Here is a 7685-nt window from a genome sequence, read left to right on the forward strand (position 1 = left end):
AATACATAGTTTAAGAAAACGTTATAAATAGTGATAGCAATTTGCTGTATGGCATAGAATTTAGCAAACACTTAAATAAAATGAATTTAATTAAATAGATGTCCCGGTTGTACATGACCCTACACAAGAAATCACACCAAGAAATTCAACAAGCAAAGCAAGGTGGGGATCGGGGCTTGGAATGAATGGCCATCACACCAGTGCAATTTCATATCTTGACACTAACAAGTTAATAAACGTACAATTGATATGTATAATTATTATACATTCATAAAAATCATGAAGAGATTTTGATATACAAAGCAAATACCTAGAAAAAGGAGGTGTTTATGTGAATTTATTAAACCTCCTACTCATTTTGCTGGGGATTATTCTAGGGGTTGTTGTGGGGTATATTGTAGCCCGAAATTTATTGCATCAAAAGCAATTACAAGCTAGACAAACTGCTGATGATATTATTAAGCAAGGTCAAAAAGAAGCTGATAATATCAAAAAGGAAAAATTATTAGAGGCAAAAGAAGAAAACCAAATCATAAGAGAACAAACTGAATCAGAACTACGTGAAAGACGTGGTGAGCTTCAAAAACAAGAAGCCCGACTTCTTCAAAAAGAGGAAAATTTAGATCGAAAATCTGATCTTCTTGATAAAAAAGATGAGATTTTAGAACAAAAAGAATCTAAACTTGAAGAAAGACAACAACAAGTAGATGCAAAAGAGAGTAGTGTTCAGACATTAATAATGAAGCATGAACAAGAATTAGAACGCATCTCCGGTCTCACTCAAGAAGAAGCTGTAAATGAACAACTTCAAAGGGTTGAACAAGAACTGTCACAAGATATTGCTGTACTTGTTAAAGAAAAAGAAAAAGAAGCTAAAGAAAAAGTTGATAAAAAAGCAAAAGAATTATTGGCTACTACCGTACAACGTTTAGCTGCTGATCATACGACAGAATCAACAGTTTCAGTAGTTAATTTACCAAATGATGAGATGAAAGGTCGCATAATTGGTAGAGAAGGTAGAAATATTAGAACTTTAGAAACATTAACAGGTATTGATTTAATCATTGATGATACACCAGAAGCAGTCATTTTATCTGGTTTTGATCCAATTAGACGTGAAATCGCGCGTACTGCATTAGTTAATTTAGTCTCAGATGGACGTATCCATCCAGGCAGAATAGAAGAAATGGTTGATAAAGCTAGAAAAGAAGTAGATGACATTATAAGAGATGCTGGTGAACAAGCCACATTTGAAATTAATGTTCATAACATGCACCCAGACTTAGTTAAAGTTTTAGGTCGTCTTAATTATAGAACAAGCTATGGTCAAAACGTCTTAAAACATTCAATTGAAGTAGCGCATTTATCTGGAATGTTAGCTGCTGAACTAGGGGAAGATGTCAGCTTAGCCAAACGTGCTGGATTGCTTCATGATGTAGGTAAAGCCATCGATCATGAAGTTGAAGGAAGTCACGTAGAAATTGGTGTTGAACTAGCTAAGAAATATGCAGAAAATGACACTGTCATTAATGCAATTCATTCACATCACGGTGATGTAGAACCTACGTCAATCATATCTATTTTGGTAGCAGCTGCTGATGCATTATCTGCAGCAAGACCAGGTGCTCGTAAAGAGACATTAGAGAATTATATACGTAGATTGGAACGTTTAGAAACACTTTCTGAAGGTTATGATGGTGTTGAAAAAGCATTCGCAATCCAAGCAGGTCGAGAAATAAGAGTCATTGTATCACCTGAGGAAATAGACGACTTGAAGTCACACAGGTTGGCTAGAGACATTAAATCACAAATTGAAGATGAACTACAATATCCTGGTCACATCAAAGTGACAGTTGTAAGAGAGACAAGAGCAGTAGAGTATGCGAAATAATTTTTAACAGATCCAATTTTTGGATCTGTTTTTTTATGCCTTTAAAGCGTCATTTAAAAGTTAAAAATGACGCCATACAGTAAAAGAAGTACCAGGTGAACTTTAACATATATGAAAGGGAGATCTTGAAAATTAATTGATCATTTGTCATACTTCAATTTTAAGATATAAAAAGGAGCAAGATGAATTTCTTTATCTCACTCCGAACCAATGATTGAACATTAATGCAAATGTACAACTTAACACTTAAAATTCAATCGCTTATAATAATTCGCTTATAATAATTGTTAAATGTAAACTTAAAATATTTTTGTGTTTTACTTAATTGATGATTTAATAAATTATTTAAGTTGTAAATCAGTTTTTTTCAATTCAGAAATAATTTCTGCTGTATCATAACAATTAGTAGCAATATTTGAGTATCTTTCCGCTAAACGATAAGCATTGATGTATAATTCAAGACTTTCTTTAGCAATGTCTTCTGCATCTTCTGATTTAGACGGATTAGATTTTACCACTAATTCTGCAAACTTCTCTGGATCAATATTAATTGACATGTAAATTTTACAACTCCTATTATTTTTGTTAAATCTATCTTAACATATGTTGTATACATGCTAAAGTAAATAGATATCTAATTTAAAAAGAGTGAGAATATCCTCTTTTATTATAGCCCTATATGAATTAAACTATTTTTATGAGAGGATGAACATTCAATGAGAATATTATTTATTGGCGATATCGTAGGAAAAGTTGGAAGAAATGCGATTGCTGAATATTTACCTAAAATTAAACAATCTTATAGACCAACTGTAAGTATCGTTAATGCTGAAAATGCAGCACATGGTAAAGGTTTAACTGAAAAATTGTATAAACAATTATTAAGAGATGGTGTAGATTTCATGACAATGGGCAATCATACATATGGACAACGTGAAATTTATGATTTTATTGATAATGCAAATAGAATGGTTAGACCAGCAAATTTTCCTAGTGAAGCACCTGGTGTAGGTATGAGATTTATTCAAATTAATGATATTAAGTTAGCGATTATAAATTTACAAGGACGTTCATTTATGCAAGATATAGATGATCCTTTTAAAAAAGCTGATCAACTAATTGAAGAAGCTAAAAAAGAAACGAATTACATTTTTGTAGATTTCCATGCGGAAACGACATCAGAAAAAAACGCAATGGGATGGTATTTAGATGGTAGAGTCAGTGCCGTAGTTGGAACGCATACACATATCCAAACGTCGGATGAACGTGTGCTTCCTAATGGTACAGGTTATATCACAGATGTAGGTATGACAGGGTATTATGATGGAATACTCGGAATTAATCGTGATGAAGTCATTGAACGATTTATCACAAGCTTGCCACAACGTCATGTTGTGCCGAATGATGGCAGAAGTGTTCTTTCAGGTGTTATTATAGATTTAGATAAAGAAGGAAAAACTAAGCATATTGAAAGAATACTCATCAACGACGATCATCCTTTTAATAAATAATTTGAAACCATTCATAGACGATTGGATATAGTCCATTAGTATGAATTTAAATAATTGCCACTGTTGTCATAGTAAGACGGTGGTTATTTTTGTTATGATTTATTATGAATTAATTCCACAGGAGGCATATGATATGAAATCACAAATATCATGGAAAGTGGGCGGACAACAAGGTGAAGGTATCGAATCGACAGGTGAAATTTTTGCCACAGCGATGAACCGTAAAGGTTATTATTTATACGGATATAGACATTTCTCAAGCCGTATTAAAGGCGGACACACTAATAATAAAATTAGAGTATCCACTACACCTGTACATGCAATTAGTGATGATTTGGACATTTTGGTGGCTTTTGACCAAGAAACAATTGAATTGAACCATCATGAAATGCGCGAGGATAGTATTATTATTGCTGATGCAAAGGCAAAACCGACGAAACCTGAAGCGTGTCATGCTCAACTTATTGAATTACCATTTACTAGCACAGCTAAAGAATTAGGTACTGCACTTATGAAGAATATGGTTGCTGTTGGTGCAACGTGTGCCATCATGGATTTAGATACAACTACATTCGAAACGCTTATAACAAATATGTTTACCAAAAAAGGTGAAAACGTTGTAGCAATGAATATTGAAGCTTTAAATCAAGGTTATGCATTGATGAAAGCGCAAATGAATGATTTACAGTTAGATTTTAAATTGCAACCAACGGATAAAGATCCTCATTTATATATGATTGGTAATGATGCAATAGGGTTAGGTGCTATTTCAGCGGGCTCTCGTTTCATGGCTGCCTATCCAATTACACCTGCATCTGAAATAATGGAATATATGATTGCGAACGTACCTAAAGTAGGCGGTACAGTAGTACAAACTGAAGATGAAATTGCTGCAGCTAATATGGCAATCGGTGCTAATTATGCAGGTGTTAGAGCATTTACTGCCAGTGCAGGACCAGGTCTTTCACTTATGATGGAAGCTATAGGCCTTTCAGGTATGACGGAAACACCATTAGTAATTATTAATACACAACGAGGTGGACCATCAACGGGTTTACCAACTAAACAAGAACAATCTGATCTAATGCAAATGATTTATGGTACGCATGGGGATATACCAAAAATTGTCGTAGCCCCTACTGATGCTGAAGATGCTTTCTATTTAACGATTGAAGCGTTCAACTTAGCTGAAGCATATCAATGTCCAGTAATAGTATTGAGTGATTTACAATTATCATTAGGTAAACAAACGGTTGAACATCTTGATTATAATAAAATTCACATTCAACGAGGCGAATTATTGCAATCTGATATTGAACGTGAAGAGGATGACAAACAATACTTTAGAAGATATGCGTTAACAGGAAATGGTGTATCACCTAGACCTATACCTGGAGTTAAAGGTGGTATACATCATGTAACTGGCGTAGAACACAATGAAGAAGGTAAACCAAGTGAAGCGGCTGAAAATAGACGTCAACAAATGGACAAGAGAATGCGTAAAACAGCAAATCTATTAATTGAAAAACCAGTTGAATTAAATGAACAACACGAAGAAGCCGATATTTTATTTATTGGATTTATATCTAGTAAAGGTGCGATTCAAGAAGGTGCTGAAAGACTTAATGCGCAAGGTTTAAAAGTGAATACTATGCAGATTCGTCAACTTCATCCTATGCCGAAAGATGTTATTCAATCAGCTATTAATAAAGCATCTAAAGTCATTGTTGTTGAACATAATTATCAAGGGCAACTTTCAAATATCCTTAAAATGAATACAACAATTCAAGATAAATTGATTAATCAAACTAAATATGATGGTACACCTTTCTTACCTCATGAAATTGAATCTAAAGGGCAAGAAGTAGTAAGTGAAATTAAGGAGTTGGTATAATTGGCTACATTTAAAGATTTTCGTAATAATGTGAAGCCAAATTGGTGTCCAGGTTGTGGCGATTTCTCAGTTCAAGCAGCTATTCAAAAAGCAGCTGCCAACGTCGGATTAGAGCCTGAGGAAGTAGCAATCATTACTGGTATTGGCTGTTCAGGCCGATTATCTGGTTATATTAATTCATACGGCGTTCATGGTATACATGGACGTGCATTACCACTAGCACAAGGGGTTAAAATGGCGAACAAGGATTTAACTGTCATTGCCTCTGGTGGTGATGGTGATGGATACGCTATTGGTATGGGACATACTATTCATGCATTAAGACGTAATATGAACATGACGTATATTGTTATGGACAATCAAATTTATGGCTTAACTAAAGGGCAAACCTCTCCATCATCTGCAGTAGGTTTCATAACAAAATCTACGCCTAAAGGTAATATCGAGAAGAATGTTGCACCACTTGAATTAGCATTATCATCAGGTGCAACATTTGTAGCCCAAGGGTTCTCTAGTGATATTAAAGCGCTAACTAAGATCATTGAAGATGCGATTAATCATGATGGCTTTTCATTTGTAAATGTCTTTTCACCATGTGTTACTTATAACAAAGTAAATACGTATGATTGGTTTAAAGAACATTTAACAAGTTTAGATGACATAGAAGGCTATGATACGTCTGATAAACAATTAGCTATGAAGACTGTTTTAGATCATGAGTCTTTAGTCAAAGGTATCGTGTATCAAGACACTGAAACCCCGTCATATGAATCTCAAATAGAAGAACTAAATGAAAGTGCATTATCTAAGCGAGATATTCATATAACTGAAGAAGATTTCAACAACTTAACTTCTCAATTTGTATAAAAATTTAATTCCTCACTTCTAAACAACGTATGTTTGGAGGTGAGTTTTTTGTATTACGACCTATTCATTATATATACTTTGAATCATACATTAGTATTTAGATACTATTAAAAGTATTTAGTTTAAGTAATCATTATTAAATTTTAGATAAATACTTTTTAGGAATAAAATGAAGGGAAAAGAAAAGTAATAATAATTTACTTAAGTGAGGTTTCAAAATGGATAAATATCAGTCTATGAGAGAATTGCAAAATGAAACGATTGAGAATGAAGATTGGGAAATTGTCACTGATAATAGAGATAGCAAAATAACAATTCTAGCGATACATGGCGGTGGAATAGAACCTGCTACTACTGAACTTGCGCGTGTGATTGCTAATGATGGACAATTTAATTATTTTGCATTTAATGGTATGCGAACAAAAGGAAGCAATGAGTTGCACGTAACATCTATTAATTATGATAATGACATTGCTATGGATTTAGTAAAAACAAGTGAACGTGCAATCACAATTCATGGATGTCTTGGTGAAGATGAAATTGCTTATATCGGTGGTAAAGATAATCTTTTAAAAGAGCGTATTGTTGAAGAATTAAGTCAAATTGGTATAGAAGTAAAAGAAGCACCTAGTCATATGTCTGGTACTCAAGATAATAATATCGTGAATTGTACAAAAAATGGTGTAGGTGTGCAAATAGAGTTAACGTCTAGTTTGAGAAAATCTTTATTCAAAAATAATAAGAGTAACCGTAAAAGTAGGTTGGACGAATCGAATTGGGACGATAAGATGTTTGATTTTAGTAAAGCAATTAATATAGCAATTACTAAAGGCAATTTTAATTAATGCGTGGTAGAATTAAGGTAATAGAATAGACTGAGGTGATTGTTAATGCAAGATACATTAATGAGTATTCAAATCGTTCCAAAAACGCCTAACAACGAAGACGTTATACCGTACGTAGATGAGGCTATCAAAATTATAAATGATTCTGGTCTGCATTTTAGAGTGGGTCCTCTCGAAACGACAGTTCAAGGCGATATGAGTGAATGTTTAATCCTAATTCAGAAATTACATGAACGAATGGTTGAATTAGAATGTCCAAGTATTATTAGTCAAGTTAAGTTTTATCATGTACCAGCTGGTATCACAATTGAAACGTTAACAGGAAAATATGATAGTGAATAAATGACTTTTGAAGGGGCTAGGACATAAATAATATAATGATGTTTTTTGCAAATTCGCAGTAGCTAAGTGAACTGATAAGGCGCTTAAACCAAGCTTTTTTCAGTTCTAGTCAAGGGCCCCAACAAGTAGCGCTTCATTAAGAAATACTACAAGCAAAGCAAACTAGGAGTGGACGATGAATTTTAAAAGAATTCTGACTCACTCCTTTTCCTACGATTAGTCAAGCACTTATCATTAAAATAAGCATTACTTAACTAAACCGTTCAATTTGAATTTTTTGAATAAGGTGTTAAACTATATTTGATTATATATTTGGCTAATGAGGGTCCTGTTGA

Annotated in this window: 7 protein-coding genes; 6 read left to right on the forward strand and 1 reads right to left on the reverse strand. The window is 33.5% G+C overall.

What is annotated here, in order from left to right; translation table 11 throughout:
* Positions 1 to 331 precede the first annotated feature (331 nt).
* Positions 332 to 1891 carry a ribonuclease Y gene (gene rny / locus KA858_RS03880; protein ID WP_107630011.1) on the forward strand — a complete coding sequence of 520 codons (1560 nt, stop codon included), beginning with the start codon at positions 332 to 334 and terminating at the stop codon, positions 1889 to 1891.
* 341 nt (positions 1892 to 2232) lie between these two features.
* Here rny and KA858_RS03885 read toward each other — a convergent pair whose 3' ends face one another.
* Complete coding sequence (locus KA858_RS03885; protein ID WP_053029342.1) at positions 2233 to 2448, reverse strand: hypothetical protein; 216 nt, start codon at positions 2446 to 2448, stop codon at positions 2233 to 2235.
* A 159-nt stretch (positions 2449 to 2607) separates the two neighbouring features.
* Between KA858_RS03885 and KA858_RS03890 the strand changes: the two genes are divergently transcribed.
* From KA858_RS03890 to KA858_RS03910, 5 genes are all read left to right on the forward strand, one after another.
* Positions 2608 to 3402, forward strand: a complete 795-nt coding sequence (locus KA858_RS03890; protein ID WP_053029343.1) for a TIGR00282 family metallophosphoesterase — start codon at positions 2608 to 2610, stop codon at positions 3400 to 3402.
* A gap of 133 nt (positions 3403 to 3535) precedes the next feature.
* Positions 3536 to 5296 (forward strand): 2-oxoacid:acceptor oxidoreductase subunit alpha, encoded by a 1761-nt coding sequence (locus tag KA858_RS03895; protein ID WP_210135050.1) that lies wholly within the window; start codon positions 3536 to 3538, stop codon positions 5294 to 5296.
* The gene (locus tag KA858_RS03900; protein WP_210135051.1) at positions 5297 to 6163 is read left to right on the forward strand and encodes a 2-oxoacid:ferredoxin oxidoreductase subunit beta; all 867 of its coding nucleotides are present in this window, start codon (positions 5297 to 5299) and stop codon (positions 6161 to 6163) included. It begins immediately after the preceding gene.
* A 218-nt stretch (positions 6164 to 6381) separates the two neighbouring features.
* On the forward strand, positions 6382 to 7008 hold the full coding sequence (locus KA858_RS03905; RefSeq protein WP_210135052.1) for a poly-gamma-glutamate hydrolase family protein: 627 nt from the start codon (positions 6382 to 6384) through the stop codon (positions 7006 to 7008).
* A gap of 45 nt (positions 7009 to 7053) precedes the next feature.
* Positions 7054 to 7350: a thiamine-binding protein gene (locus KA858_RS03910; RefSeq protein ID WP_053029347.1), complete on the forward strand. Its 297-nt coding sequence runs from the start codon at positions 7054 to 7056 to the stop codon at positions 7348 to 7350.
* Positions 7351 to 7685 lie beyond the last annotated feature (335 nt).

The organism is Staphylococcus sp. GDX8P80P, assembly GCF_017893095.1.
Lineage (GTDB): Bacteria > Bacillota > Bacilli > Staphylococcales > Staphylococcaceae > Staphylococcus > Staphylococcus borealis.